The sequence below is a fragment of the Streptomyces sp. NPDC102451 genome (assembly GCF_044765485.1).
In the GTDB taxonomy this organism is placed as follows: domain Bacteria; phylum Actinomycetota; class Actinomycetes; order Streptomycetales; family Streptomycetaceae; genus Streptomyces.
The window spans coordinates 363,473-386,690 of record NZ_JBIWKD010000005.1; the positions used below are offsets into that span (position 1 = coordinate 363,473).

The window sequence follows — 23,218 nt, forward strand, 5'->3', positions numbered from 1 at the left end:
GGGTTCAGGTGGGGGGTGTCAGCGGGCCGGTCGATTCCCGTACGACCAGCCGGGGGCGGCCGTCGAGCTCCGGTGGGGGCACGTCCTCGCCGCAGCCGGCGAGCAGGGTGCGGGCGGCGGCGGCACCGACGCGCTGCACCTGCTGGTCGACGGTGGTGAGCCGGGGGTGGACCCAGCGGCCGAGCGAGAGATTGTCGTAACCGACCACCGACAGGTCGCCGGGCACCCGGAGCCCGGCGCGCTGCGCCGTGCCGACGCCGCAGACGGCCATGGAGTCGTTGGGGAACACGAGGGCCGTCGGCCGGTCGGGCAGCGCGAGCAGCTCCTCGGTGACGTCGACGGCGGCCCGCTCGGTGAAGTCGCTGTGCCGTACGGCGACGGGCGCCAGCCCCGCCTCGGCCAGGGCCTCCTCGAAGGCGTGCAACCTCAGCCGGGTGTGCAGCAGTTCGGCCGGGCCCGCGACGTAGGCGATGCGGCGGTGGCCGAGCTCCAGCAGATGGGCCACGGCCTCCTTCACGCCCGCGCCCTGCTGCCCGAGCCCCACCCGGGGCACGGGCGAGGCGGCGTCGGGGGAGCCGAGCAGCACGGCGGGCAGCCCGAGGCCCCGCAGCAGCTCCGGGCGCGGGTCGTCGGCGCGGGCGTCGGTCAGCACGGCGCCGTCGATCCGGCCCTCCGCGACCAGCCGCTCGTACAGCGCGCTCTCCTGGGCGATGTCCGCGACCAGGTGGAGCAGCAGACCGTAACCGCGCGGCGCGAGTTCGCCCTCCAGACCGGTGATCAGCTCGCTGAAGTGCGGGTCGGAGCCCAGCACATCGGTGGGCCGCCGGACGACGAGCGCGATCGTACGGGTACGGGCCCGGCGCAGCGCCGTCGCGGAGGCGCTGGGGGACCAGCCCAGTTCGGTGGCCGCGTCCAGGACCCGGCGGCGGGTGGCCTCCGAGATCCGGCCGGTGCCGTTGACGGCCTGCGAGACCGCCGCGGTCGACACCCCCGCGGCGGCGGCCACTGCCTTGATCGTGGGACGTACAGCCGTACGACCCTCCAGACGCTTGTTCACATCTTCACCGCCCCGCTCACGAGAGCCTGCTGCATCCGCTTCTGGAGCACGGTGTAGACCGCCCAGACCGGGACCAGGGTCAGCACCGTGCCCGCCGTAAGGATGCCGTAGTCCGTACCGGTCAGGGACTTGAGCGTGGGGAGGGCGACCTGCACGGTCCGTTGCTCGGGGTCGGGGCCGATGATGACGAGCGAGTAGAGGTACTCGTTCCAGAACGTCAGGAAGTTCAGCAGCAGGATCGTGGCGATCCCCGGCATGCACATGGGGGTGTAGACGTGCCGCAGGACGGCGAAGGTGGACGCGCCGTCCATGCGCGCCGCCTCCTCCATCTCCCGCGGGATGGTCCGCATGAACTGCACCAGGATCACCACGGACAGCGGCATCGCCGTGGCCGGCAGGAACAGCACCATGAACGCGCGGGTGTGGAACAGCCCGGTGGCGGCGGCCAGCAGGAACGTGGGGAACAGCGCGGCGAACGTGGGGATCAGGAAGCCCAGCGAGAACACCCGCTCCACCAGCGCCCCGACGCGTCCCTCCGTACGGGCGATGGCGAAGGCGGCCGGTATCGCGAGGGCCAGCGTGAGCACCAGCGCCAGCACGGTGACCAGCATCGAGTTGAGGACGGCCGGGCCGAGGTGCGCGGAGGAGAACGACTCGGTGAAGTTGGTGGTGGACAGGGAGGTGGGCAGGGAGAACGGGCTGCCGAAGATCTGGTCGTTCGTCTTGAACGCCGAGACCAGCAGGTAGTAGAGGGGGACGACCAGCAGCACCATGTACAGCCACGCGAAGATGTGCGCCGGCAGCCAGGACCTTCCGAATTTCCCGTACTTCATGGGACCGCTCCGATTCAGTAGTTCTGGCGGAAGACGCGACGGATGGTCAGCAGCCCGGCGAGGCCGACCAGGAAGAGGACCACGCCGACGGTCTGGCTGTAGCCGAGATCGGCCGCGATGAACGCCTTCTGGTAGACGAGGAAGGACAGCGTCGTCGACGAGCTGCCGGGACCGCCCTGGGTGAGCAGCAGGACGTTCTGCGCGGAGCCGAACAGCGTCCAGAGGAACTGGAGCATCGTCACGACGCCCACGAAGTCCCGGATGACGGGGAAGTGGATGCGCCACATGGCCCGCCAGTGCCCGGCGCCGTCGAGCTGCGCGGCCTCGCCGATCTCGTCCGGGACGCTGCCGAGCCGGGCCGCGAACAGCACGGCGGTGAACCCGATGCCGCTCCACACGTCGAGGACGATGAGGGAGCCGAGCGCGGTGGACGGGGAGGCGAGCCAGGCGTCGGTGAGCGAGCCGAGACCGGCCTTGTCCAGGGCGCCGTTGAGCAGGCCGTCCGGGGAGAGGACCGCGTAGAACACCATCGCCTTGGCGGGGGTGGAGATCAGCCCGGGGATGAAGAGCAGATACCGCAGGACACGGTGGCCCGGCGGCTTCTGGGCGACGTAGTAACCGAGCATGTACGCGCCGGTGATCATCAGCGGCAGCGCCACGGCGAGCTGAACGGCGGTGTTGCTCACCGCGTCCCAGAAGACCGGATCGTCCAGGACGGCGCGGACGTTGCCGGTGCCGGCGAAGGAGACCGGCTGGAGCATCCCGGGCCAGCGCAGGGCCGCGATGACGAAGATGGCGACCAGCGGGCCGACCATGAAGACGAGGTACCAGACCAGCGCGGGCACGGCGAGGACGGTCCCGCCCTGCGTGCGGCGCTTGGTGGTGGTGGAGGCGGACGGCGGGGGAGGGACCGGCCCGTGGACCGAGGCCCCGCCCGGGGCGGACGAGAGCATCGTCATAGGAGGACTCGCAAGGACTCGGGCGCGCGGTCAGGCCGTGCGGTAGGCGGATTCCAGGGCGGAGCGCACGGAGGCCGCGCTCGTCCCCCGGGTGAAGGCGGTGCTGGTCGCGGTGATCAGCGGCTGGGTGGCCGTCGGGGGGACGTACAGGTCGGGCAGGAGCGCCTGGCCGACCCGGTCGCCGAGCTGCTGGGCCTCGGCCACCAGCGGGAAGTCCTTGCTGACGGTGTCCGTCACGAGCGCCATGTCACGGCCGCTCTCGGTGATGAAGCGGGACACCACGTCGGGGCGGTACATGAAGCGGAGGAACTTCTCGACGGTGGAGATCTTCTTGGTGCCGTTGGGGCTGACCCAGAAGCCGATCAGGGTGTACGAGCGCAGGATGGTCGGCTTCTCGTGGGCGGCGCCCGGCGCCAGCGGCCAGCCGCCGATCTCGGTGTGCCCGGCCGCCTTCGCGGGGACCTTGGCCAGCGCGGAGGACATCGCGGACTGGATGGCCGCCGCCTCCGTGTTGTACTGCGTGGTCATCGTGTCCGAGGTCAGCCCCTGCGCCTTGTCGGCGAAGACACCGGCGTCCCGCAGGGTCACGAAGTAGTCGATGCCCGCGCGCGCTCCCCGGCTGCCGCTGAAGTCCCCGGTCGTGTAGACCTGCCGGGCCTCCTCCGGGGTGAGGAAGGTCTGGATGATCTGGGCGAGCAGCTTCTGCCCCGTCCAGTCGTTTCCGCCGACGGTGACCGGCGCGATGCCCTTGGCCCGCAGCTTCCGCGCGGCGCCGATGAGCTGGTCCCCGGTGGTGGGGACGGAGCCGACGCCGGCCCGGTCGAGCAGGTGGGTGTTGTAGGCGACGGGCCAGTTGGTGGCGAAGTACGGGAAGGCGCGGAGCCTGCCCTTGCCGTCGGTCCACTCCGTGAGGGCGGCGGGCAGGACCCGGTCGCGCAGTCCCCAGTCGTCGAGATAGCCCTTCACATCGACGGTGGCGCCGACATCGGTCCAGGCCAGCGTCTTGTCGTACAGGTTGACCATGACGACGTCCGGCTCCTTACGGGCCAGCCGCGAGGTCTCGTACACCTGGGGGAGGTCGTCGCCGTTGACGAGGTTCTTGACCCGGATCCCCGGGTTCTCCTTCTCGAACGCCTTCACGACGGCGGTGTACGTGGCGGAGCCCGGCGCGGTGGTCCCGAGCTGGGTGTGGACGAGCAGGGTGCCGGGGTCGGAATCGGCCGAGGCGAGCGTGGAGCAGCCGGACATTGCGGGGAGCGCGGCAGCGGCGGCGAGGCCGGAACCAGCAGCCAGGAAACCGCGCCGACTCAGGGGTGAGCGCACAGCGGGATGTCTCCAACCAGGACGTGAAACCGGGGTGGTTAATCGATGTACCAGCAGGTTGCGAGAAACTTAGGGGCGCGGGAGAAGATGGTCAACCCCCGGTTGCACATGCTGGAAGGGCGGACATTCCGGGCGGGCGGAGGGGTGGTGATCCTGATGCGGGTATTGCTCCGGAGGCCGTTCTGTCGGAGGGTGAGGCATGCAGAATCTGCCTACATTCGTCCTTGTCCATGGGGCCTTCGCGAATTCGTTCTCGTTCGCACCGCTGCAGGCCGAACTCGCCCTCCTGGGGCACCGGTCGGCCGCGGTCGACCTTCCGGGCCATGGATTCGAGGCGACCTTCCCCGGGCCCTACCAGGCTCCTCAGGACCTCGACGCCCTCGCCGCCGAACCGGGGAGCATCAAGGGGGTCACGCTCGCGGACAACGTCGCCCGCGTGATCGAAGCCCTCGAACGGGCCAAGGGGAACGGGCCCACGATCCTCGTCGCCCACAGCAGGGGCGGCATCACCGTCACCGCCGTCGCCAACGCCCGGCCGGAGCTGATCGACCGGATCGTCTACGTCTCCGCCTGGTGCCCCGTCGATCTGGACGTGGCCGACTACTACGCCCAGCCGGAGATGGCGGACGTGGATCCGGGGGCCCTGGCTGCCGCCCTCGTCGGCAACCCGGCCGAACTTGGCCTTCTGCGGGTCAATTTCCGCACCGCCGACCCGGTGGCGCTCGCCGCGTTCAGGCAGGCGTTCGCCGCCGACCTCACCGATGACGAGTTCCGGAACTTCCTGAACACCTTCCAGCCCGACGAGAACCTCGACGGCGGTACGTCCGCCGACCGTGCGCAGGCCGCGACCTGGGGCCGGATTCCCCGGACCTATGTGCGCCTGGCCGCCGATACCAGCGTTCCGCCCGCCGTGCAGGACCGCATGATCCGCGAAGCGGACGCGCTCACACCGGACAACCCCTTCGACGTCCGGACGCTCGAGGGGAGCCACCTGCGCTGGCTCGTCCACCCGAAGCCCGCCGCCGAGCTGCTCGCGGACCTCGTGGCGCACTGAGCCCCGGCGCGGGGCCCTCGTCGGTGGGGTGCGACGTCGGATCAGCCCCCGCCGGGTGAGCGTCCCACGGTGGCCTGCGTGTCGATGGCCGCGAGTACCAGGTCGGCCAACTCCGCGACCGTATGCCCCGCGCCCGCGTCGAGGCGGTCCAGGCCCAGTCCGTCGACGGCATCCAGCATGAGCTCCTGGAAGCGCCCGGTGCGGGCCAGGAACTGGTCCATCAGGTGCTGTTCCGCGGTGGTCGCCGCTTCGTATCGGCCGGCCGTGCGCACCCGGGCGCGTAGTACGGCGTCGTCCGCGGTGAGCCATACGGCGGCCGTACGCCGGACCTCCAGCTTCGCGACAGGCGCGGGCCGGAGCGCCGAACCCTCGAGGACCAGGCCCGGCCCCGTACCGTCCTCGACCGCACGGGCGGTGATCAGCTCTTCGATGCGGGGCCACAGCCGGTCGTAGTGGTCGAGGACGGACCGGATCAGCTCGTCGACCGTGAGACCGCCGTAGTGCTCGGCGACGTGCGGGGGCACTTCCCGGTCGGGCGTCCGCCAGGGCCTCCCCGGGTGCCGGGCCAGGTGGTCCGTCGACAGGCACTCGAAGCCGAGCCTGTCCGCCACCGCGCGGGCGACGGCCGACTTCCCGACGTTCGACGTGCCGCCGATCAGCACCACTTGCACATCACGCATGCCGGGACCTTAGCGGGGCGGGGCTCACCGCTCGGACGGGGGAGTGCCTGCGCCTTGACGGCGCGTCGCTCAGCCTTCCGCGGCGGCGCGAGAGCTCAGGATTCCCTCGACGCCGTGCAGGAAGGTTTCGGAGATCAGCTCCGGGTCGAAGAGGCAGCCGGCTGCCATGGCACCGTCCCGGAGCATGACGAGGTGCCGGGCGGCCGGCCCGGCGGGGGCGTCGCCGGTCCGTGCCAGCAGGTCCGTGACGGTGTTGAGGAACCACTCCCGGTGGGCCAGGACGGCCTGGTGGACCGGGTGTGCGGGATCGGGATACTCGGCTACCGCGTTGAGGAAGGCGCAGCCGCGGAAACCGGGGGAGCGGATGCCCTCCGTGATGGACCTGGCAACGGCCCGGACCTTGTCGGGGGCCGACCGGCTGCCCGTCTGCGCGGCGGCGACCTGCGCTCGGATCCCTTGGTCGGCCTGGTCCAGATACGAGAGGACGAGGTCTTCCTTGCCCGCGAAGTGGCGGTACAGCGTCGCCCGGGTCACCTTCGCCTCCGCGGTGATCCGGTCGATGCCGACGGAGTGGATCCCCTCCGCGTAGAAGATCCGCGTCGCTGTGCTGAGCAGCCGCGCCCGCGCTTCGGACGTGCTGCCGCCTTCTGGGCTGGGGCTCATGCGGCCAGGCTATCAAACCCCTGAGGTAGAACGTTCGGTCTTGACAGGGCCGTGGGGGTCTGTAATGCATGAGACCGAACGTTCTCCCTCATTCGGCATCACGACGCCGTCACACCATCGAAAGGCCCTCCCGTGGACACCCTCGTCAGCACCGCACCCCCCAGCGTCCCCGCGACCCTGCGCAAGCTGTACTTCGGGCGCTTCGCGTTCGCCGCGGTCTGGGCCGGGCTCCTGTTCGCGACCGCCGACACGCTGGGACCGCTGAGCGTGGCGCTCCTGCTCGTGTACCCCTTGTTCGACGTGGCGGCAGCGATCGTCGACGTACGGTCCGCCAAGGCGAACGGCGGTACGGCGCCGGCCCTCCACGTGAACATCGCGATCAGCTCGCTGGCCGTCATCGGCCTGGCGGTCGCCGTCACGTCCGGCATTCCGGACGTCCTGCGGATCTGGGGAGCCTGGGCCGTCGCCTCCGGACTCGTCCAACTCGTCGCGGGTGCCGTCCGCCGGGCCCTGGGCGGCCAGTGGCCGATGATCATCAGTGGTGCCATCTCCGTACTCGCCGGCACCTCGCTCATCACGCAGGCCGGCAGCGGCGATCCCACGCTGGTGAACCTCGCGGGCTACGCCTTCCTCGGAGGCGTGTTCTTCCTCGTCTCGGCACTCCGGCTGAAGCCCACCCGCACCCGGGCGTGACAAGGAGGTGCGAGGCCGTTGCCGGGGCGTGTGGTCGCGCCCCGGCAGGCCGGCGGGATCAGGTGGCCGAGGGCTTCCCGGCCGACGGCCTCTCGCGGAGGGCGTCGACGACCGCGCGCTCCAGCACCGCCGACTCGGCGAGCAGGTTGCCCTTCTTGCCCATGTCGGTGTCCTTGAAGAGGTAGACCCGGTTGCCCAGGTACTCCAGAGTGGTGGAGTCGAAGATCCAGGCGGTGCGCCACCCGGTCCGGGTGTCGTCGCGGGCCACACCGATCCCGTGCCGGCCGGCCGCGTCCACCGCGGCGGAGTCCACGGTCACTCCGGGGATCTTCGCCGCGACCTTGTAGAGAGCAGCCGCGGTCTTCGGCGGCACCACCGTCTCCTGCAGCAGCGCACCGATGGCGTCGAAGACGTCCTGGGCCTGGTCACGGTCCTCGGCCGGGGTGTCGCGCGCGTTCTGGTCCCGGGTGATCTCGGTGGTGAGCCGCCGCAACAGGACGTCGGGGTCGGTGGGCAGCGAGGCCAGCCAGTTGTACGTCGGCCGGTTGAGGCCGGCCGGGTAGCCGACGGGCTTCTCGCCGTCCGGAACCCCGACGACGATCGGGATGTAGGAGCCGTCCTCGTGGATCAGGCCCTCATCGATCACCGGTCCCGGCTCCTGCGACATCCAGACCTCGCGCTCGTGGGGCTTGCCCAGCTCCAACGGACCGCCGAACTCCCCCTCGTTACCGGTCTGGAGTGTCTTCACGTACACGAACTGGTCGCCGGTGACCGTCCGTTCGTCGCTCTTCCCGGCGACTGACGCGATCCGGTCGAGCAGTACGGCCGCGCCGCGCGGGGCCGGCGCGTGGGAGGCGGTGCCCGCGGCGGACGGTGACGGAGCGCTGTCCTGACCGGTCACGGCGAGCGTGGTCAGCAGCACCCCGCCCAGGGCCAGCCCGGCGGCGGGCAGCAGGACGGCAGGGCGCAGGAGGCGGGGGCGGGGGCGAGCGGTGGCGCGGGCGCCGTCCTGGTCGATCAGACGCATCAGGGTGTCCTTGTGGTGGAGATGGCGGCCCGGGGGCAGATCCCGTTCGGCCGGGGCCGGCAACAGCCGGCCCAGTTCCTCGCGTTCGGCCCGCTCGGGGCCGGAGGTACGGTCGTTCATCGGGCTTCCTCCTGGATGGGCAGGGCCACGAACGGGGCCCTGCTCCCTACCTCTCCGCGGCCGGGGCGGGGTTCCCGGCCTGATCGGACCGCTTCTCCGGTTCGCGCCTCCCGCGCGGACCCGTCCGGCGCCCGGCCGAGCTCCTCGTCCGTGAGCCGGCGCAGCCGGGCACGGGCACGGGACAGCCGCGACCGCACGGTGCCCACCGGGATGCCGAGGGCCTCGGCGGCCCCGGCGTAGTCCAGCCCGGACCAGACGCAGAGGACCAGCACCTCGCGTTCCTGGCGGCGGAGCCCGCCCAGCGCCCGCTGGACCGCGGCGAGCCGCCGTGCGTCGTCGACACGCCCTGCCGTGCCGTCCGCGATGTCCGCCACCGGCTCCGGGGCGGGGCGGCGGGCCAGGAAGGCCAGGCGCCGCCCGATGCCGCGGTTCGCGTTGCGCGCCTTGTTCGTGGCGATCCCGAGCAGCCACGGCCGCAGCGAGTCGCCCTCCGGTTCGACGGCGTGACGGGTGCGCCAGGCCGCCAGGAAGGTCTCGGACAACACTTCCTCGGCGGTCGACCAGTCGCCCGTCAGCCGGTAGGCGTGGTTGTAGACCGCCCGCGCGTACTCCTCGTAGAGCGCGGCGAACGCCTCGCGGTCGCCCGCCCTGATCCGTGCACGCATGCGCTCCCGATCTCCCTGCTCGTTACACCTCACACCACCTACCTCTCCGGCCCGACCGACGAGTTCCGGTGACCCGCGCCACACGGCGGGGGCCGCCACTGATGCTGGACGGCCCGACTCGCCATAACGCCGCTGTTGCCTTCCTGGTGCCGGCCGGCTGAGGAGTGGCGGCCCCGTCCCCTTCGGTGCTATCCCCAGGAGCGAACGCCCGCGAGTTCCTCGGAGATCCGCCAGATGCGCTGCGCGTCCTCCCTGCCGCGCAGCCGGCCGTACAGCTTCTGCTCCGCCGGGCCGCCGCCCATGTTCCCGATCCCGCTCGGTCCGTAGAACCCGCCGCCCACGGCCTCGGGGGACGTGGCGGCGTAAAGGGCGGGCAACTGCGCCGTGTGCACCGTTCCGACCACGACGCCGCGGGCGGACAGAGCGCGGATCAGGCGCACGCCCAGGGTGTCCTTGGCGCGGCCGACCTCCGGGCGGGCGGCGAGCAGGCTCGTCGGCGCGACTCCCGGGTGCGAGAGGTTGCTCGTGATGCCCCAGCCCGCAGCCCTGCTGCGGCGGTCGAGTTCGAGCCCGAAGAGGCCGAAGGCGATCTTCGACTGGCTGTACGCGCGCATGCCGTTGTACGAACGCTCCCAGTTCAGGTCGTCCCACTGGATGGCGTTGCGGTTCGCGGCGACACTGACCTGCGACGTCACGCGGGCCTGCCCGGCTCGCAGAAGCGGCAGCAGGTGGTTGACCAGGGCGAAGTGGCCCAGATGGTTGGTGCCGAACTGCAGCTCGAAGCCGTCGGCCGTCGTCTGACGGTCGGGTGGGGTCATGACGCCGGCGTTGTTGATGAGCAGGTGAACGGGGCGGTCCTCGTCCAGCAGGGTCTTGCCGAGCTCCGCGACGGAGGCGAGCGAGGAGAGGTCGAGGGCGCGCAGCGAAACGTTCGCGCCGGGGGCCTGCTCACGGATCCTGGCGGCTGCCGCCTCGCCCTTACGCGAATTGCGGACCGGCATGACGACCTCCGCGCCGGCGGCGGCCAGCCGCGTGGCGATGCCGAGCCCGATCCCGTCACTCGCTCCGGTGACGACGGCGCGCCGGCCGGTCAGGTCGGGAACGGTGATGTCGATGTCCTGACGTGGCATGAGTGCACTCCCTTACGAAGTCGTTGCCCCCACCGTGACCCCGACGACCGGACCTATCCAGGGACTCCCGATCCACCGATATGCCCGGCCGGCGCGGCCAGACTAGAGCTGACCTGCAGAGACAGCACCGGGGACACGCCTGCCGACAGCCCGCCCCGCCGCAGAGGGGGATCGACGATCCGTGGATGAGCACGGGTGCGCGCGCTACAAAGGATCCGTACGAGAGGAAGAGAACGCATGGAGATCGACCGAGCCGGCCTCGCGGCGTTCCTGCGGCGCCGCCGGGAGCTGCTGCAACCCGAGGACGTCGGCCTCCCGCGCGGGCGGCGGCGCAGGACCAGCGGGCTGCGCCGCGAGGAAGTCGCCGAGCTCTGCCACATGTCGACCGACTACTACGCCCGGCTGGAGCGCGAGCGGGGCCCCCAGCCCTCCGAGCCGATGATCGCCTCGATCGCGCAGGGACTGCACCTCTCCCTCGACGAGCGGGACCACTTGTTCCGCCTGGCCGGCCACGCCCCGCCCGTACGGGGCACAGGCACCGTCAGCGAGCACGTCAGCCCCGGCCTGCTGCGCATCCTCGACCGGCTGGACGACACGCCCGCGGAGGTCGTCACCGAGCTCGGGGAGACGCTGCGGCAGACCCCGCTCGGCGCAGCCCTCACCGGCGACACGACCCGCTACACCGGCCCGGCGCGCAGCATCGGCTACCGCTGGTTCACGGACCCGGCGGCCCGCGAGCTCTACGCGCCGGAGGACCACGCGTTCCTCTCCCGGATGTTCGCGTCCGGCCTGCGTGAAGTGGCCGCTCTACGGGGCCCCGGCTCCCGAGCCGCGCGCTACGCGGAGCTGCTCCTCACCCGGAGCGAGGAATTCCGCGGCCTGTGGGACAGGCACGAGGTCGGCGTCCGCCCCCATCACGTCAAGCGCTTCGTCCACCCGGAGGTCGGCGCCCTCGAACTGAACTGCCAGAACCTCCTCGACCCGGACCAGTCGCACCGCCTGCTCGTCTACACCGCGGCCCCGGGCAGCGAGAGCCACGAGAAGCTGCGCCTCCTCGCGGTCATAGGCCCGCAGGCCCTGCGCTGACCTGCACGCGGCGCGGCAGGGGCCGCGGTGACTCCGGTCGTCGGGAAGTTACGGACGCGCATCCCGGGCATATGGGGCCATTCGCTGTCCGTAACTTCCCAACGACCGCCAGATCAGGCGTCGAGCACGGCGGCGACGCCTTCGATCTCCACGAGCTGGTCGTAGTACCCGAGGACGGTGACGCCGAGCAACGTGCTCGGGACGTCATGGTCGCCGAACGCGTCCCGGACCACCTCCCAGGCGGTCACCAGGTCTTCCTGCCGCGTGGAGGCCACCAGTACGCGTGTACTGATGACGTCCTCCAGACCGGCCCCCGCCGCCGCGAGTGCGGTCTTCATGTTCTCGAGGGCCTTCGCCGCTTGGCCGGCGTAGTCGCCGACGGCCGCTGTCGACCCGTCCTCGTTCAGCGGGCACGCCCCGGCGAGGAAGATCAGCCGTGCGTCGGCGGGTGCGGTGGCGGCGTAGGCGTACTCGGCCACGTCGGAGAGGGCGGTGGAACGGATGAGGGTGACGGCGCGGGGCATGACATCCAATTCCTGTCGGATGGGGCGGAATTCGTATTCCTAGCAGACCGTTCTCGGGGCTGCCTCCCAATTCACCGCCCGGCGCGCATGCATAGGCTGCCGGGATGGGTGACATGTACGCAGTCGAGCTCTCGCTGAATCTCCGCGCCACGGTGCCGAGTGCGGTCGTGGACGAGCTGGTATGGCATCTCGGCACTCCTGCCGGTACGGGCGCCGGGCGGGCGGAGGGGGCGGCAGATACTCCCGCGGGAGAACTGACCGGACCGGACGACGCGTTCCCCCTCCTCGCCGAGCGTGGACCGGCGGCGCGCATCGGGGGCCTGCTGGTGGGTGAGCTGCACCGGACAGATGGCGGATGGGCCCTTACCGCACGCCAGGAGGTGCACGCGGAGTGTCTACCCGACCTGGGGCCGCTGCTGGAGCAGTTGGCGCGGCACTCCGGCACCGAGGGCGTCATCGGGCAGATCCGCTTCTACGAGGACCATGTGCCGGAACTGCTGATCAGTGAGTCGGGAACACTGGTGAGGATGTCCCTCAAACCTGACGAAAACGGTGCCGGCCAGGCGTATCTGCCCGGGTAGCCCCCCGAAGCCGATGAGCCGCCCCTCGTCGCCGGCCAGGACGACGACGGGGGCGTCTTCTTCGCGATCTCGCCCCGCCTGTCTGTGCTCTTCAGCCACGGGTCAGTGACCGGCCGGACAGGTCCCGGTCGGATTAGACAAGCAGACAGTCCTACGAACACGATGATCGCGCACAATCGCGGCTGCACGGGGGGCAACTGCGCGTGGCGTGAAACAGTCCTCCGCTCAGGTCGCTCCGTCCCCACCTCAAAACTGGAGAGCTCCGCCATGAGCTTCGGCGATCCCAACAACCCTTACAGCCAGCAGCCCCCGCAAGGCCAGCCCGGCTACCCGCCGCAGGGCGTGCCCCCGCAGCCTGGCTACCCCCAGCAGGCAACGCCCCCTCAGTACGGCTACCCGCAGCAGGCGCCCCAGGGCGTGCCTCCTCAGTACGGCTATCCGCAGCAGCAGTACGGGGCGTACCCGCCGCCCGGCATGCCGGGGGCAGGGCTGCCGCCGCTGGCCCACTGGGGGCAGCGCTTGGGCGGGTACCTGCTGGATGTGCTGATCATCGCCGGCCCGATGTACGCACTCGGCTTCATCGATCTCGCGGGCAGCGATGACCCGGCGACTGCCGAGCCTGGAGTCTTCTTCGCGATCGGCGTGGTCTACGCCCTCGGCATGGCCTTCTTCCAGCTCTATCTGGAGGGCAAGACCGGCCAGACGACCGGCAAGAAGGTCCTCGGCATCAGCCTGCACCGGGAGGCGGACGGCAGGCCGCTGGGGTTCGGCATGGCGTTCGTCCGTAAGCTCGCGCATTTCCTGGACAGTTTCGCCTGCTACCTCGGCTGGCTGTGGCCGCTGTGGGACGAGAAGAACCAGACCTTCGCCGACAAGGTGTGCAAGACCGTCGTCATCAAGGTCAACAAGGGCTGAGCTGTCACGCGAGGCCGGACCGGGTGCTGACCGGACGATCGGTGTAGGCAGTCCTCAGCGCACCCGCCAGGGGGGCCTCCCCCTGGCGGGCACGGCGCCCGGCCGAGCAGTTTGTCAGCCGGCGCCGCGACCGCCGACGGAGCGCAGTGTGAAAGTCGCCGCCAACCGCCGCCAGGCCGGCGGTTCCGCTCTGGCATAATCGCTTGTTTGCACTGAAGACGGCCTGGTTGGGTTCCCGTGTACGTGTGGTCCACGCTCGCCCACAAGAGAGGCAAGACGGCCACGAAGATCGATGAGATGGACAACAGCCTGGTCATCAGGACGGACCGAGGGGACCGCGCCAAGGCCGTCTTCGTCCTCATGGGCGACGCCACCTGGCCGAACTGCCCGACCCCGGACTCCGAGAAGAAGCTGAACTCGGGGGAGTCGGCGAAGATCTGCACGGCGTTCCTCATCACCAGGGGCGAGAAGGCGGAGGCCGTTGAGCTCACCCAGGGATGCAGCGGCGAAACGCTGGAGTGGCCGGTCAAAAGTTAGCGCTGGAGGACGGGCAGTTGAAGGCCTGATCGCTTACGCAAGGAACTCGCCGAGCCATCCGCGTTGCAGGAGGTGCTTGGGCAGGTACTCGGATTCGACTTCGATGGGGACGCCTGCGTCGTGGGCGATGCAGGCCATGGCGAGCGGCGCGAGGACGACGAGGCCGGGGGATCGGTACATGCGGTCTTCCTCGGTCCAGTACTCCGTGTGCCACTGGAGGGCGCTGCGGCCGACTCACGTTCTGCGGCGTTGCCGTGCTCGTCGGCGGGGGCTTTCATCTGAATGCCCATGCTCGCCCTGACCGCGAGATTTACAGGTGGGAGCCCCGCAGCCTGCGGCTCCGCCTCTTCACCGCGCCGCCCAGCTCGTCACGACCGCCCGCCGTCGGCATGTGCGATTCGCCCATCACTGGCCCTTGGTCGACATTGTCACAGGCGCGATCGAGCGACTCGACGCTCTCCTGAACCCCGACTGCCCCGGTAACACACCCGTCCTGACGAGGCTGCAGCACCTCACCGGAGACGTGGAACCCGGCGCCCACCCGACGCGCAGTGTGGCCATCAGCCTGGCCCCCATCAGCCCGGCCAGCCGAAAGGCTTCGACAAAGAAGCTGGCAGCCCGTCATGAAAGAGCGAGGCCAACTCAACGGCATTGCAGGTCAGCGGCACCTTTCGACTATTGGGGTGTCAGGTCATCCGGTGCCGCTGAATTGGCCAGGGGTAATCGTCTACGTCGGGAACTCGCCGCACCAATTGCCGGCGAGGAGAGTGGCGGGCAGGTATTCGGATTCGACCTCGACCGGGATGCCCTCGTTCCGGGCGAAACAGGCCATGGCGAGCGGAGCAAGGGCGACGAGACCTGAGATACGGGCTGCCCGTCCCTCCTCCGTCCAGTACTCCTTGTGCCACTCCAGGGCTGCGGTGAGGGCCCGGTCGAAGCCGGCGTGGTCCCCACGAATGATCCGGTGAAACATCTCCATCGGCGGGTACATCAGTTTGCCTGCAGCTTCCGGATGAGTGGCGACTGCCGGGTCCGTGCCGTCGACTGCGGCCACCAGCTTCGCGCTGAGGCCGTCACCACCGAGCCAGTAGGTCTGCAGCGCGTCGATCCAGGCGTACTCGAACTCGTCGAAGTGCGCATTGTTGTCCCTGAGCAGCGGCAGTGGCACCCGGCACAGGGCGGTGATCCTGTCCCGCTCCCGGCACACTACGGCCAGGTAGAAGGCGGTCAGCCAGGTACCCGGTGTCACGTACTGCTGCGGGCCAGTGGCCTGGAGCGTACGGTCTTTGTGCGCGATCCGGCACCGTACCTGCCCCTCGGTAGCGGTCGCGGCTGCGAACACGGCCGAACCAACCTGCATTGTGTCCACCCAGGCATCCCACGTGGGAAAGATTGACCCCTGCGGGTCCGTCAGGCAGCGCACCTTGGCCACCATGAGCGTGGTGTCCAAGGCTTCACCCAAGCCACTCGAATCGGCCTCCAGACCACTGATCCACCGCTCCGCGCTCTCCTTGAGCGAGGCGAGCGCTACTTCCGCGTTCTCTACGGGGAAGGGATGGCGGGGGATGCGCGAAGTCAAGGCGACTCTCCTCAGAAGAGCTTGAAGTATTTGAGTACGGCTCCAACATACGTACCGGTGTTTTCAGAGGCCTGGACGAGGACGTAACGCAGTGTCTTGTCCTTGATGGCATCCTCGATCTCCCGGATGTACTTGGCTTCACCTGGTGATTCGAGTACACGGTCCTTCATGTCGGCCACGATGGTGCGCACATAGTCGAGGCTTCCCTGCTTGACCATGAAAGTGCCGCCGCTGGGATGGCCATTGCTCTGGCGCCAGTCCAAGGTTCCGTTGGGGCTCTTGGCCTCGACGATCAGTAGGTTGCCGTCCTTGTCCCGCCAGAGCTGGTCGAACCTCTTCGAGCCGTTTGCAGTCTCCGGGAGGTCGGTCAGCTCGCGAGCTCCTTCGAACTCCACCTGCCTGAGCATGTGCCGGCGGGCAGCTTCCTCACCAAGGGCTTCACCGAGCTTACTGTTGTTCGCCGCGCCCTCGCCGAGCAGGTTGAAGTTCTCCTGCGCATGGGCCAGCCCGTATGCGTTGGCGAAGCTTGGGTCCTTCTCGAAGAGCTTCTCCCACTTGGTCAGTTCCATGCCGGCCATGCGCTTGGCCGCGGCCTTGTCCGGGTGCTTGAGGTCGTCGGGCCGGACCGTGGACGGGTCCCGTTCCAAGGTGTCGAGATGGAACCCACCTGGGTGCGCGTGCGGAATCGAGGACTCGGCCAATGCTTGCTGCCCGGCAGGACACATCGACGAAACCCCGCTACGTCCTGGAGTGCAGGCCGTGCGCCGCTCGACGTACATCGGTCGTAGAAAGCTGGGGCGCGCTTCAAGGCGATCAGTTCCTGCCCGACCGATTGAGCGGTGGGAGGAGCCCGGAGCCAATGCCTGAGCGGAGAGCGTGTCTGCGGATACATGGAGAGCCGACGAGCTTCTTCGTCAGCGCTTCAATGAATGCGGCAGCCTCGATCTCGGTGATTCGGACATGGTCGATGTCCTTGTCCGATCATCGTCGACTCGCCGACGGACGATCCCGCGCGGGCTGTGCCGAGGGTACCCGTCGCTGATCTTCGCGTAGTACGTCATCTCCCCCTCGGCATCCAGCGCGTCGAGAGGGGCTGGTGCGAGCGTCAGGAATGCAGGTGCGGAGGCGAAGCGCCGATCTCATCGGGCGACACCAGCAGTTCGACCAGACGATATTCGTTATGACGTGTTCCACTCGCTCGAACCACGTGCTGGATCTGAGAACCAGAATATCGCCCATCTCTGCCCTGCGGATGACCGTTCGGTCGGCAGGCAGGAAGGTCCTCGGGCAATTTTGAATCGAGGAGAGAGCGCCAGACAAGATTCAGGCGGCTGTAGATGCCTAGTCCGTCCTCTCCGACCTGAAACCAGTCCTACTCGAGTGAGTCCGGTCCTAGCAGGGCGTGCTTCTGGAGGATTGTGCTCATACGCTCCGCAGTCCTGAGTGCGGATTCCAGGCCGGGCTCCACCGCACCGTGCAGGTTCCAGAACCACGAACCGCACTCGCGCGGCGGGCGCATCAGCCTGGCCATCGAAGCCTCCGCGGCCTGGTGGTGCGGGACGGCTGGGGCCGCCGGGACTGCGGGGTGGGCCGTTGTCCGCTGCCGGGCCGCCGGATAAGTTTCAGGTTGATCCACCTCGCAGTGCTCCGGATTCGTGGCCCGGCGTAAGAGTAGTTTCGGGCGAAGTCCCGGCGTTGTCGGACCCTACCTGCGTCTTCGCTTGCACCTCAGTTTTGCCGAAGTTCGGCGACGGGAATCTGTACCGATGCCGAACTGCCTGGATTGAACTTCAGTACCGTATGACTTGTGAGTTTCGTAAGGAGAGTGCTTACTTCAATTGATTGGAGTTGCGGGACCGAACTCGGTGCGTAGTATTCGTTCGTGTATACCGTGAGGATCTGGCCTGTAGCGCTATTTGTTTGCTCCGCAAAGGCGGATCCGGGAATAAGGAAGACGGTGGAACTCGAGATCACGTTTCGCAAAGCAGCTTCATCGGCGTACCCTGTAGCGGCGAGTTGAATCGCAGCATCCACGGCATCGAGGGGCTTTTTCATGCCTAGGCTTTGCGGCGAAGGGCGATATTTGGAGTTGTGTCTGAACTCGCCCGTGAGGTGGCCGCGAGCGTCGACTTTCCAGGCGCCGATGATCCCGAAGGGGGGAACCTCTCCGGCAGGGTCGAAGAACGGGTCAATGGCATAGACCCAAGACCCCGGGCGGGCTGCTGCCTGCGCACGTACCGCTTCGGTCACTGGCGGTATCAGTGTTCTCGGGTCATTCATTGTCGCGCTTTCTGCGTTGCTTGTTCAGGTCACTTTGTTCGACCACCGAGGTGAGGCGTGCGTAGCATGCAGCTGGCACAGTGTCGAAGATGTCCACGGTTGTTGGCCGACCAGATGGTGGCCATCGGTAGGCTCTCCTGCCGCCGCCCATTTCCAACGCCATTCTGCTGGGGTAGACGTCCCGACAGGCTCCCTCGACAGCTGGCTTCAGGCCCTCCCGCTCCAGGTCGTTTCGCACCTGCGTCAAGGCCTCGAAGAGGTTCCATGCGGTGTGTTCCGAGGTGCCCTTCCCGTAGGTGATGCGGACGGTGTAATCAGTCCCCGAGTGCTCACCGACGAGTCTTCCGGCCAGCACACCTTCACTGGAGACGAGTTTGATCTCCTTCGTGTACAGGACTTCGGGATTATGGGACACGGTCGACCTCGGGGCGGTAGTTCGGGTTCGGAACGAGGTCGCCAACCTCGCCCGTTCGGTAATCGTAGGGGCGGGCCCCCTTGATGTACTCGGCGCGAATGCCTCCGGGGAACGCTACCTCCTTCTCGTAGGAGAGCGGATGATCACCCATCGAAGCGTTCACATCGATCCCGCCGGGTACATCGACCTCGTACGTATACTTTCCACCGAAGTCATCACCGATGTCATCGCGCCACGACGTGCTTACGAACGCTGAGGGATCGCTGCTCTCAACGTACTCGGCGAGGTCGACGCGCGAAGGGTCCAGCGCCTCGAAGCCACTCTCGAAAATGTCCTCGGGAGGCCGGTTGTCGCTGCGATATAGGGGCACGTCGTCCGTGCGCCAGACGACGGGCATGCCCAGATTGTCCAGGTCGATTTCTCGGTTTATGGCTGCCGCCAGACGATCGGGTTCATCACCTGGCCTTACCGGCTTTGTAGCCCCAGGCCCTTCCCCATGGCCGCCGCCGTCACCCGCGTGTCCATGGCCGGCCGTGCCGTTCGGTGCGCCGCCGTCCAGACTGTTGCTTGGCAGGTGGTGGCCGGCCGTGCCGTCCGGCAGGTTGTTGCCCAAAGCGTTGCTCGGCATGTGCTCTGCCGTGCCGCCCAAGGGGTGGTCGGGTGCCCCGCTGCCGGGCAGGTTGTTCTCGGCCCGGCCGACATCGCCCAGGTCGTCGCCCACGCGTGCCCCCGCGCCGACCAGTACCGGCTGCTGCACCGGGGTTTCCACGCGGGCGTGGTCCGGGGTGTCCGTGTCGGTCTTGCCGGCTTCCTTGTGGGCTTCGTCGCCGCGTTGTACGAGGTTTCCGCTCTCGTCGTAGAGGTTGCCCTCGATGTCCCAGTAGGCGGCGCGGGGGGCGGAGGGGGGGGTGACCGTGCCTTCGGGCAGGGGGGCCAGCTCGGCGGGGAGCTTGACCGTGTCGTCGGTCAGGGAGGCCAGCTCCTCGGGGAGCCTGACCGTGCCCTCCGGGAGGGCGATCACTCCCTCCGGGAGTCTGACCGTGCCGTCTGCGAGGCGGACCGCGCCCTCCGGGAGGGTCGCGCCCGCGGGGAGGTCGATCGTGCCGTCGGGCAGGCGTACGGCGCCCTCGGGGAGGGTGAAGACGTTGTCCGGCAGGGGCGGTATCTCGATGGTGCCCAGGCCCTTGAGGCCGGCCATCGCGTCGCCGACCTTCGTCAGTCCGAAGCCCGCGCCCTTGAAGACGTACGTCATCGGGTCCACGAACCGGCCCACCTTGCCCGCCGCGGACAGGGCCTTGGCGGCCAGAGCGGCCTTGCCGCCGCCGGCGACCGCGCCACCGGTGCCGCCGGTGACGACGGTGGTGACGACGTTGAAGGTGACCGCGCCCGCTGCCCGGGAGGGGTTCTCGCCCCACTGGTCCCAGGCCACCAGCGCCTTGCCGGTCTCCTTCATCGCCGTACGGGAGTCACGCAGCCAGGAGGGCAGGTCCTCGTCCTTCGCCATCCAGTAGGCCGGTCCCGCCACGGCGGTCACGATCAGGCCGGTACCGAGCTGTGCCAGACCCTTCCACGCCTGGCCGGCAGCCTCCCAGCCGCTGAAGCCCACCAGGGTGCCCAGGCCCTTGACCGTGCCCACGACCCCGTCGACGAAGAAGCCCTTGGTGAAGTCCCAGGCGTGTTCCCACACCTGCCAGCCCGGGGTGGACTCGACGAGCGGGTCGCCCCAGGGGAGGCCTTCGGCGTGCTTGAGGGTTTCGGCGTCGAAGCCGTACTGATGCTTGCTGTCGGAGCCGTCGCTCTTCTTCAGGGGAACGGCGCAGACCAGGGCGGTGATCTTGTTGTGACAGGTGATCTCGGCGTCCTGGAACGCGGCCAGGGTCTCGGCGATCTCGTCGCGGCGGCGGTTGTTCTCCTCGATCAGGTCGCCGTCCTCGCGCCACTTGTCGTCGGCGTTGATCTTCACGAGGAACGCTCCGGCGTCTCGCTTGATCTCCTTGAGCTTCTCGACCAGCGGGTAGACCTCGTCCGAATACGTGCTCAGCGCACCGGCGATGGTCTTGAGGTCGGACTTCAGCGTCTGACCACTGGTCTCGACCGGCTTCGTCGTCGCGAACAGCTGTTCTGCCTCGGGCGCCTGGTAGAAGGCCTGCAGGCCGCCGAAGCTGCTGTGGATGTCCCCGGTGGCCGTCGCGATCGTCGAGCCGGCCGAGGTGAGCTCGGTGACCTTCACGTCCAGGGTCGCCAGGTTTCCGGTGAAGACCGGGATGCCTTCCAGCGGGATCGGCTTGTCGTCGCTCACTTGTTCCCCCCGGGTGCGTCCTTCAGCAGGTCCAGCCGCACGGCCTTGGCCGCGTCCTGCGCGTGCTTCGCCGCGTCCAGGTCGCCCGCCATGTACTCGTTGGTGGCCTTCGCCGCTCCCAGCACAGCGGACTGGATACGTTCTGACATCGACTTGAGGTAGCCCTGGCGCAGCTCCAGGTACTGGCTCAGGCCCGAGGCCACCGGCCCCAGCGTCGGCGTCGACAACGGGGCCGCCCCCACCGGCACCGGACCCTGCACCGGTTGAGCGGCATCCGTGCCGGGCACAGCTGTCCCCGCAGCCGTCGCCGCCTCCGACATCGTCGTGACCAGAGCCGTCAGAGCCTTCTCCAGGTCACCCGCATGCGTGCCGGTGACCTTCAACTGGCCCTGCACCCCCTGCGGCTTGATGTCCCACGCCGTCATGAACGCCCCCACCCCGCGTACCGATGTACTGCTACTGCACCTGCGTCACTGCCCGGACCACCGGAGGAACGTTCCTCCCGGCGCCGGTGCGCCGTTGATCAGCCGATGTTGTCGACCGCGGCCTTCGCTCGCGCGAGCGTCTGCTGCGCGGTGCCGTCGTTCTTCTCCAGCGTGGTCTTCAGCAGGTTGATGATGTTCCTGACCTCCTGCGAAGTACTCGCCCAGCGCAGTTCCTTGCCGTGGTACTCGTCCGCGACCCCGTCGGCCGCGAAGTCGTTCATCGCGGCCTTCACCTGCGCGTCCCGCGCCGTCATCACCTGCTCCAGCTGCGCGATCACGATCTGGATGTTGCCCTGCGCCTCCGTCGAGGCGCCGGTGTCGTACGAACGACGGTCACTGTCTGTGGCCACAACTCATCACTCCCCGTGGAAGATCCCCATGAAAAACTACGCAAGTCACGTACGGCGTCTCCGCGTCGCGGAGACGAGCCGGTCAGCGGCCCGAGAAGCGGGCCGCGTCGAAGTTCGCGGCCGCCATCTGCGACTTCGCGTTCTCGCCCTGCTCCTGGTCGCCCTCACCGAACGCCGCGTCCATCCCCGCCTGACCACCGAGCAGTGCGGCCAGTGATCCGTTCAGCGCCGCGGTGATCTCGTCCGAGTGCGACTTGAAGGAGTCGAACGCCACCTTGCCGGCACCGTTGAACTTGCCCTCCAGCGGCTGCGCCGCCTGGATCAGCTGCCGGATGAGGGTGCCGAGATCCGTACTCGAACCCTGCGACAGCGAATTCAGGTTCGACAGAACCGACGACCCCATGTCGAACTTCATCAGTTTTCCCCCGCCAGATTGAGCGATCGCACGTATGTCCCATCTCTATCAACCAGGACATCGCTGATGCAATCAGCAATCAGGTCACTGTGACCATCCCAATACACTCCGGCGGCCCCCCCTCACGCACCCTTCAGATGCCGCGTCAGCCGCTCGAAGTCCTGCCATCCCGACAGGTCCGAAGGGTCGCCCCGCAGGGGGTAGTACAGAGCGGGCCGTGCCCTCGGCCCCAGCTGAACAGGCTTTGCGGGCAGAGGAGTACGCCGGGCGCGGTCACCCGGTATCGCGCGGACCTCGTCGGCGCCCAGTACGAAGGCCAGCGGGACGCCGGGCCCTTCGAAGCGGGGCGGCACCGCGAGGTCACGGCGGGCTTTGCGGAGTTGTACGAGCATCGACTGGAGCCGGTGGCGGGTGGCGAGCACCTCAGCTGCCCGGGGGAGCGAGTCCAGCGGCATCTCTTCATCGGCTCCGTAGCCGAACGCCAGCGTCACCTCCTCCTCCACCCCCGCCGTCGTGCGGGTGACGCGCACGGTGGCGAGCCCGGGCCGCTCCGGGCTGCCGACGACCACGGCCCAGGTCGGCCGGGGGGAGCGCTCGAAGGCGACGTCCGTGAGGCGCTGCGGTGACCAGGGGAGGTTCGCGGGCTCCGCCGTACCCCAGCCGGCAGGCGGCGTACCGGTGAGCTCGCGCCACACCGACTCCAGGCCGCCGCCGAGCACCAGGCGGTCGTCGGCGGGGTGCACCGAGCGGAACGTCACCGCCAGCTGCCGCTCGCCGGTGTCCGACACCTCCCCGTAGGACGCCGCGACCAGGTTGTCCGGCTCGTCGGCGGTCGCACCCGGCCCCTCGACCGGCGCGAAGATGCCGTCCTGCCAGCGCAGTACGGCTCCTGACAGCCCGTCGTAGTAGCCGTCCCGTTCGTCCTGGACGATCCAGCGGGACGGCCACGTTCCCAGGAGATGGCGTACGGCGGGGGAGAGCGTCGTCCCGGGCGGAGCGACGACCTGGAGCCCGAGGCCGGCCTCCGTGGCAGCTCGGTAGGCCTCCGCGAGCCAGGCCGTCAGGGCGACCACCGGGCGGTCCTGGATGACGACGGCGACCTTCTCGGTGAGTACGTCGACGGCGGGGACCGCCGCGGCCGGCGTAGGGGCGACGCTCACACCGTCGGTGGGCACCACGGCCAGCGAACGGGCGGCCTCCGGTGGCCAGGCGGAGCCACCGGCGAGGTGGGCCAGCCGGGCGGCGAACGTGCCCGCGATCTGCTCGGCCTCCGCGACACCGGTGGTGGCGCGGGCCTCCGTCCACCAGAACGGGAGAGGCGGCGCCGTGGCCCCGAGGAGACGTTCCGCCTCGCCGGCTACCTGGACGAGCAGCGGCGCCTCTACGGAGACCAGGGGGCGGCCCTCGGAGTCGCAGAGCTGCACGACGGCCCCGTCGCCGTGCGTGTCCACCAGCTTGTCGGGACCACCGGAGAGCAGCCCCACGAGCACGCTCCACGGGTCGGGCATGCGTGAGGTGAGAGCGATGACGTCCTTGGTCATGTGGTCC

The 23,218-nt window shown here is 69.0% G+C and carries 25 protein-coding genes and 1 pseudogene; 6 read left to right on the plus strand and 20 right to left on the minus strand.

From position 1 onward, the window contains the following. Positions 1-4: 4 nt before the first annotated feature. The 4 genes from ACIRD8_RS14595 to ACIRD8_RS14610 are packed head-to-tail and all read right to left on the minus strand — an operon-like array spanning position 5 to position 4,172. Positions 5-1,057 carry a LacI family DNA-binding transcriptional regulator gene (locus ACIRD8_RS14595; protein WP_403990240.1) on the minus strand — a complete coding sequence of 351 codons (1,053 nt, stop codon included), beginning with the start codon at positions 1,055-1,057 and terminating at the stop codon, positions 5-7. Beyond that, complete coding sequence (locus ACIRD8_RS14600) at positions 1,054-1,890, minus strand: carbohydrate ABC transporter permease (RefSeq protein ID WP_403990242.1); 837 nt, start codon at positions 1,888-1,890, stop codon at positions 1,054-1,056. The genes ACIRD8_RS14595 and ACIRD8_RS14600 overlap by 4 nt, the downstream gene beginning before the upstream one ends. Positions 1,891-1,904: 14 nt before the next feature. Beyond that, positions 1,905-2,849: a carbohydrate ABC transporter permease gene (locus ACIRD8_RS14605; RefSeq protein WP_403990244.1), complete on the minus strand. Its 945-nt coding sequence runs from the start codon at positions 2,847-2,849 to the stop codon at positions 1,905-1,907. 30 nt (positions 2,850-2,879) lie between these two features. Next, positions 2,880-4,172, minus strand: a complete 1,293-nt coding sequence (locus ACIRD8_RS14610) for an ABC transporter substrate-binding protein (protein WP_403990246.1) — start codon at positions 4,170-4,172, stop codon at positions 2,880-2,882. Between the two features lie 199 nt (positions 4,173-4,371). Between ACIRD8_RS14610 and ACIRD8_RS14615 the strand changes: the two genes are divergently transcribed. Continuing rightward, on the plus strand, positions 4,372-5,226 hold the full coding sequence (locus ACIRD8_RS14615) for an alpha/beta fold hydrolase (RefSeq protein WP_403990248.1): 855 nt from the start codon (positions 4,372-4,374) through the stop codon (positions 5,224-5,226). Between the two features lie 41 nt (positions 5,227-5,267). Here the strand turns inward: ACIRD8_RS14615 and ACIRD8_RS14620 are convergent, their stop codons facing one another. Further along, on the minus strand, positions 5,268-5,906 hold the full coding sequence (locus tag ACIRD8_RS14620; protein WP_403990250.1) for a hypothetical protein: 639 nt from the start codon (positions 5,904-5,906) through the stop codon (positions 5,268-5,270). Positions 5,907-5,975: 69 nt separating this feature from the next. Further along, positions 5,976-6,569 (minus strand): TetR/AcrR family transcriptional regulator, encoded by a 594-nt coding sequence (locus ACIRD8_RS14625; protein WP_403990252.1) that lies wholly within the window; start codon positions 6,567-6,569, stop codon positions 5,976-5,978. Positions 6,570-6,701: 132 nt separating this feature from the next. On the opposite strand from ACIRD8_RS14625, the gene ACIRD8_RS14630 reads away from it, so the two are divergent. Further along, positions 6,702-7,262 carry a hypothetical protein gene (locus ACIRD8_RS14630; protein WP_403990254.1) on the plus strand — a complete coding sequence of 187 codons (561 nt, stop codon included), beginning with the start codon at positions 6,702-6,704 and terminating at the stop codon, positions 7,260-7,262. A gap of 58 nt (positions 7,263-7,320) precedes the next feature. Here ACIRD8_RS14630 and ACIRD8_RS14635 read toward each other — a convergent pair whose 3' ends face one another. From ACIRD8_RS14635 to ACIRD8_RS14645, 3 genes are all read right to left on the minus strand, one after another. After that, positions 7,321-8,409, minus strand: coding sequence for a CU044_5270 family protein (locus tag ACIRD8_RS14635; RefSeq protein WP_403990256.1), 1,089 nt, complete (start codon positions 8,407-8,409; stop codon positions 7,321-7,323). Further along, complete coding sequence (locus ACIRD8_RS14640; protein WP_403990258.1) at positions 8,406-9,074, minus strand: RNA polymerase sigma factor; 669 nt, start codon at positions 9,072-9,074, stop codon at positions 8,406-8,408. Before ACIRD8_RS14640 ends, ACIRD8_RS14635 begins: the two co-directional genes overlap by 4 nt. 188 nt (positions 9,075-9,262) lie before the next feature. Further along, positions 9,263-10,204, minus strand: a complete 942-nt coding sequence (locus tag ACIRD8_RS14645; protein ID WP_403990260.1) for an SDR family oxidoreductase — start codon at positions 10,202-10,204, stop codon at positions 9,263-9,265. A 237-nt stretch (positions 10,205-10,441) separates the two neighbouring features. Here ACIRD8_RS14645 and ACIRD8_RS14650 point away from each other — a divergent pair, with 237 nt between their 5' ends. After that, on the plus strand, positions 10,442-11,290 hold the full coding sequence (locus ACIRD8_RS14650; protein ID WP_403990262.1) for a helix-turn-helix transcriptional regulator: 849 nt from the start codon (positions 10,442-10,444) through the stop codon (positions 11,288-11,290). 113 nt (positions 11,291-11,403) lie between these two features. Here the strand turns inward: ACIRD8_RS14650 and ACIRD8_RS14655 are convergent, their stop codons facing one another. Next, positions 11,404-11,814, minus strand: a complete 411-nt coding sequence (locus ACIRD8_RS14655) for a RidA family protein (RefSeq protein ID WP_401512272.1) — start codon at positions 11,812-11,814, stop codon at positions 11,404-11,406. Positions 11,815-11,918: 104 nt separating this feature from the next. Here ACIRD8_RS14655 and ACIRD8_RS14660 point away from each other — a divergent pair, with 104 nt between their 5' ends. The 3 genes from ACIRD8_RS14660 to ACIRD8_RS14670 all read left to right on the plus strand — a co-directional run bounded on the left by ACIRD8_RS14660 (position 11,919) and on the right by ACIRD8_RS14670 (position 13,847). Next, a complete protein-coding gene (locus tag ACIRD8_RS14660; protein ID WP_403990265.1) occupies positions 11,919-12,395 on the plus strand; it encodes a hypothetical protein in 477 nt (158 codons plus the stop codon). Between the two features lie 267 nt (positions 12,396-12,662). Further along, positions 12,663-13,310, plus strand: a complete 648-nt coding sequence (locus ACIRD8_RS14665; RefSeq protein ID WP_403990267.1) for an RDD family protein — start codon at positions 12,663-12,665, stop codon at positions 13,308-13,310. Between the two features lie 297 nt (positions 13,311-13,607). After that, the gene (locus tag ACIRD8_RS14670; RefSeq protein WP_403990269.1) at positions 13,608-13,847 is read left to right on the plus strand and encodes a hypothetical protein; all 240 of its coding nucleotides are present in this window, start codon (positions 13,608-13,610) and stop codon (positions 13,845-13,847) included. Positions 13,848-13,880: 33 nt separating this feature from the next. On the opposite strand, the pseudogene ACIRD8_RS14675 reads toward ACIRD8_RS14670, so the two are convergent. From ACIRD8_RS14675 to ACIRD8_RS14720, 10 genes and pseudogenes are all read right to left on the minus strand, one after another. Then, positions 13,881-14,069: pseudogene (locus tag ACIRD8_RS14675) on the minus strand (Imm49 family immunity protein); the annotation flags it as partial. Positions 14,070-14,574: 505 nt separating this feature from the next. Next, complete coding sequence (locus tag ACIRD8_RS14680; RefSeq protein ID WP_403990271.1) at positions 14,575-15,426, minus strand: immunity 49 family protein; 852 nt, start codon at positions 15,424-15,426, stop codon at positions 14,575-14,577. Positions 15,427-15,437: 11 nt separating this feature from the next. Continuing rightward, the gene (locus ACIRD8_RS14685; RefSeq protein ID WP_403990273.1) at positions 15,438-16,205 is read right to left on the minus strand and encodes a hypothetical protein; all 768 of its coding nucleotides are present in this window, start codon (positions 16,203-16,205) and stop codon (positions 15,438-15,440) included. A gap of 949 nt (positions 16,206-17,154) precedes the next feature. Next, entirely contained in the window at positions 17,155-17,676 is a 522-nt protein-coding gene (locus tag ACIRD8_RS14690) for a type VII secretion system-associated protein (RefSeq protein WP_403990275.1), read from the minus strand. A 22-nt stretch (positions 17,677-17,698) separates the two neighbouring features. Beyond that, positions 17,699-18,121, minus strand: a complete 423-nt coding sequence (locus ACIRD8_RS14695; protein WP_403990277.1) for a hypothetical protein — start codon at positions 18,119-18,121, stop codon at positions 17,699-17,701. Beyond that, the gene (locus tag ACIRD8_RS14700; RefSeq protein ID WP_403990279.1) at positions 18,111-20,420 is read right to left on the minus strand and encodes a hypothetical protein; all 2,310 of its coding nucleotides are present in this window, start codon (positions 20,418-20,420) and stop codon (positions 18,111-18,113) included. Before ACIRD8_RS14700 ends, ACIRD8_RS14695 begins: the two co-directional genes overlap by 11 nt. Next, positions 20,417-20,845 (minus strand): DUF6507 family protein, encoded by a 429-nt coding sequence (locus tag ACIRD8_RS14705; RefSeq protein WP_403990281.1) that lies wholly within the window; start codon positions 20,843-20,845, stop codon positions 20,417-20,419. The genes ACIRD8_RS14700 and ACIRD8_RS14705 overlap by 4 nt, the downstream gene beginning before the upstream one ends. A gap of 98 nt (positions 20,846-20,943) precedes the next feature. After that, on the minus strand, positions 20,944-21,255 hold the full coding sequence (locus ACIRD8_RS14710) for a pore-forming ESAT-6 family protein (RefSeq protein ID WP_403990283.1): 312 nt from the start codon (positions 21,253-21,255) through the stop codon (positions 20,944-20,946). 82 nt (positions 21,256-21,337) lie between these two features. Next, entirely contained in the window at positions 21,338-21,670 is a 333-nt protein-coding gene (locus ACIRD8_RS14715) for a hypothetical protein (RefSeq protein ID WP_403990285.1), read from the minus strand. A gap of 122 nt (positions 21,671-21,792) precedes the next feature. Then, positions 21,793-23,211: a DUF6177 family protein gene (locus ACIRD8_RS14720; protein WP_403990286.1), complete on the minus strand. Its 1,419-nt coding sequence runs from the start codon at positions 23,209-23,211 to the stop codon at positions 21,793-21,795. Positions 23,212-23,218 lie beyond the last annotated feature (7 nt).

What these genes read in the sequence shown, in the direction of transcription:
- ACIRD8_RS14600 (WP_403990242.1), bottom strand. Translation starts at nt 1,890, where the DNA reads ATGAAGTACGGGAAATTCGGAAGGTCCTGGCTGCCGGCGCACATCTTC.
- ACIRD8_RS14605 (WP_403990244.1), bottom strand. Translation starts at nt 2,849, where the DNA reads ATGACGATGCTCTCGTCCGCCCCGGGCGGGGCCTCGGTCCACGGGCCG.
- ACIRD8_RS14615 (WP_403990248.1), top strand. Translation starts at nt 4,372, where the DNA reads ATGCAGAATCTGCCTACATTCGTCCTTGTCCATGGGGCCTTCGCGAAT.
- ACIRD8_RS14620 (WP_403990250.1), bottom strand. Translation starts at nt 5,906, where the DNA reads ATGCGTGATGTGCAAGTGGTGCTGATCGGCGGCACGTCGAACGTCGGG.
- ACIRD8_RS14625 (WP_403990252.1), bottom strand. Translation starts at nt 6,569, where the DNA reads ATGAGCCCCAGCCCAGAAGGCGGCAGCACGTCCGAAGCGCGGGCGCGG.
- ACIRD8_RS14635 (WP_403990256.1), bottom strand. Translation starts at nt 8,409, where the DNA reads ATGAACGACCGTACCTCCGGCCCCGAGCGGGCCGAACGCGAGGAACTG.
- ACIRD8_RS14640 (WP_403990258.1), bottom strand. Translation starts at nt 9,074, where the DNA reads ATGCGTGCACGGATCAGGGCGGGCGACCGCGAGGCGTTCGCCGCGCTC.
- ACIRD8_RS14645 (WP_403990260.1), bottom strand. Translation starts at nt 10,204, where the DNA reads ATGCCACGTCAGGACATCGACATCACCGTTCCCGACCTGACCGGCCGG.
- ACIRD8_RS14650 (WP_403990262.1), top strand. Translation starts at nt 10,442, where the DNA reads ATGGAGATCGACCGAGCCGGCCTCGCGGCGTTCCTGCGGCGCCGCCGG.
- ACIRD8_RS14655 (WP_401512272.1), bottom strand. Translation starts at nt 11,814, where the DNA reads ATGCCCCGCGCCGTCACCCTCATCCGTTCCACCGCCCTCTCCGACGTG.
- ACIRD8_RS14660 (WP_403990265.1), top strand. Translation starts at nt 11,919, where the DNA reads ATGGGTGACATGTACGCAGTCGAGCTCTCGCTGAATCTCCGCGCCACG.
- ACIRD8_RS14665 (WP_403990267.1), top strand. Translation starts at nt 12,663, where the DNA reads ATGAGCTTCGGCGATCCCAACAACCCTTACAGCCAGCAGCCCCCGCAA.
- ACIRD8_RS14670 (WP_403990269.1), top strand. Translation starts at nt 13,608, where the DNA reads ATGGACAACAGCCTGGTCATCAGGACGGACCGAGGGGACCGCGCCAAG.
- ACIRD8_RS14685 (WP_403990273.1), bottom strand. Translation starts at nt 16,205, where the DNA reads ATGTACGTCGAGCGGCGCACGGCCTGCACTCCAGGACGTAGCGGGGTT.
- ACIRD8_RS14705 (WP_403990281.1), bottom strand. Translation starts at nt 20,845, where the DNA reads ATGACGGCGTGGGACATCAAGCCGCAGGGGGTGCAGGGCCAGTTGAAG.
- ACIRD8_RS14715 (WP_403990285.1), bottom strand. Translation starts at nt 21,670, where the DNA reads ATGAAGTTCGACATGGGGTCGTCGGTTCTGTCGAACCTGAATTCGCTG.
- ACIRD8_RS14720 (WP_403990286.1), bottom strand. Translation starts at nt 23,211, where the DNA reads ATGACCAAGGACGTCATCGCTCTCACCTCACGCATGCCCGACCCGTGG.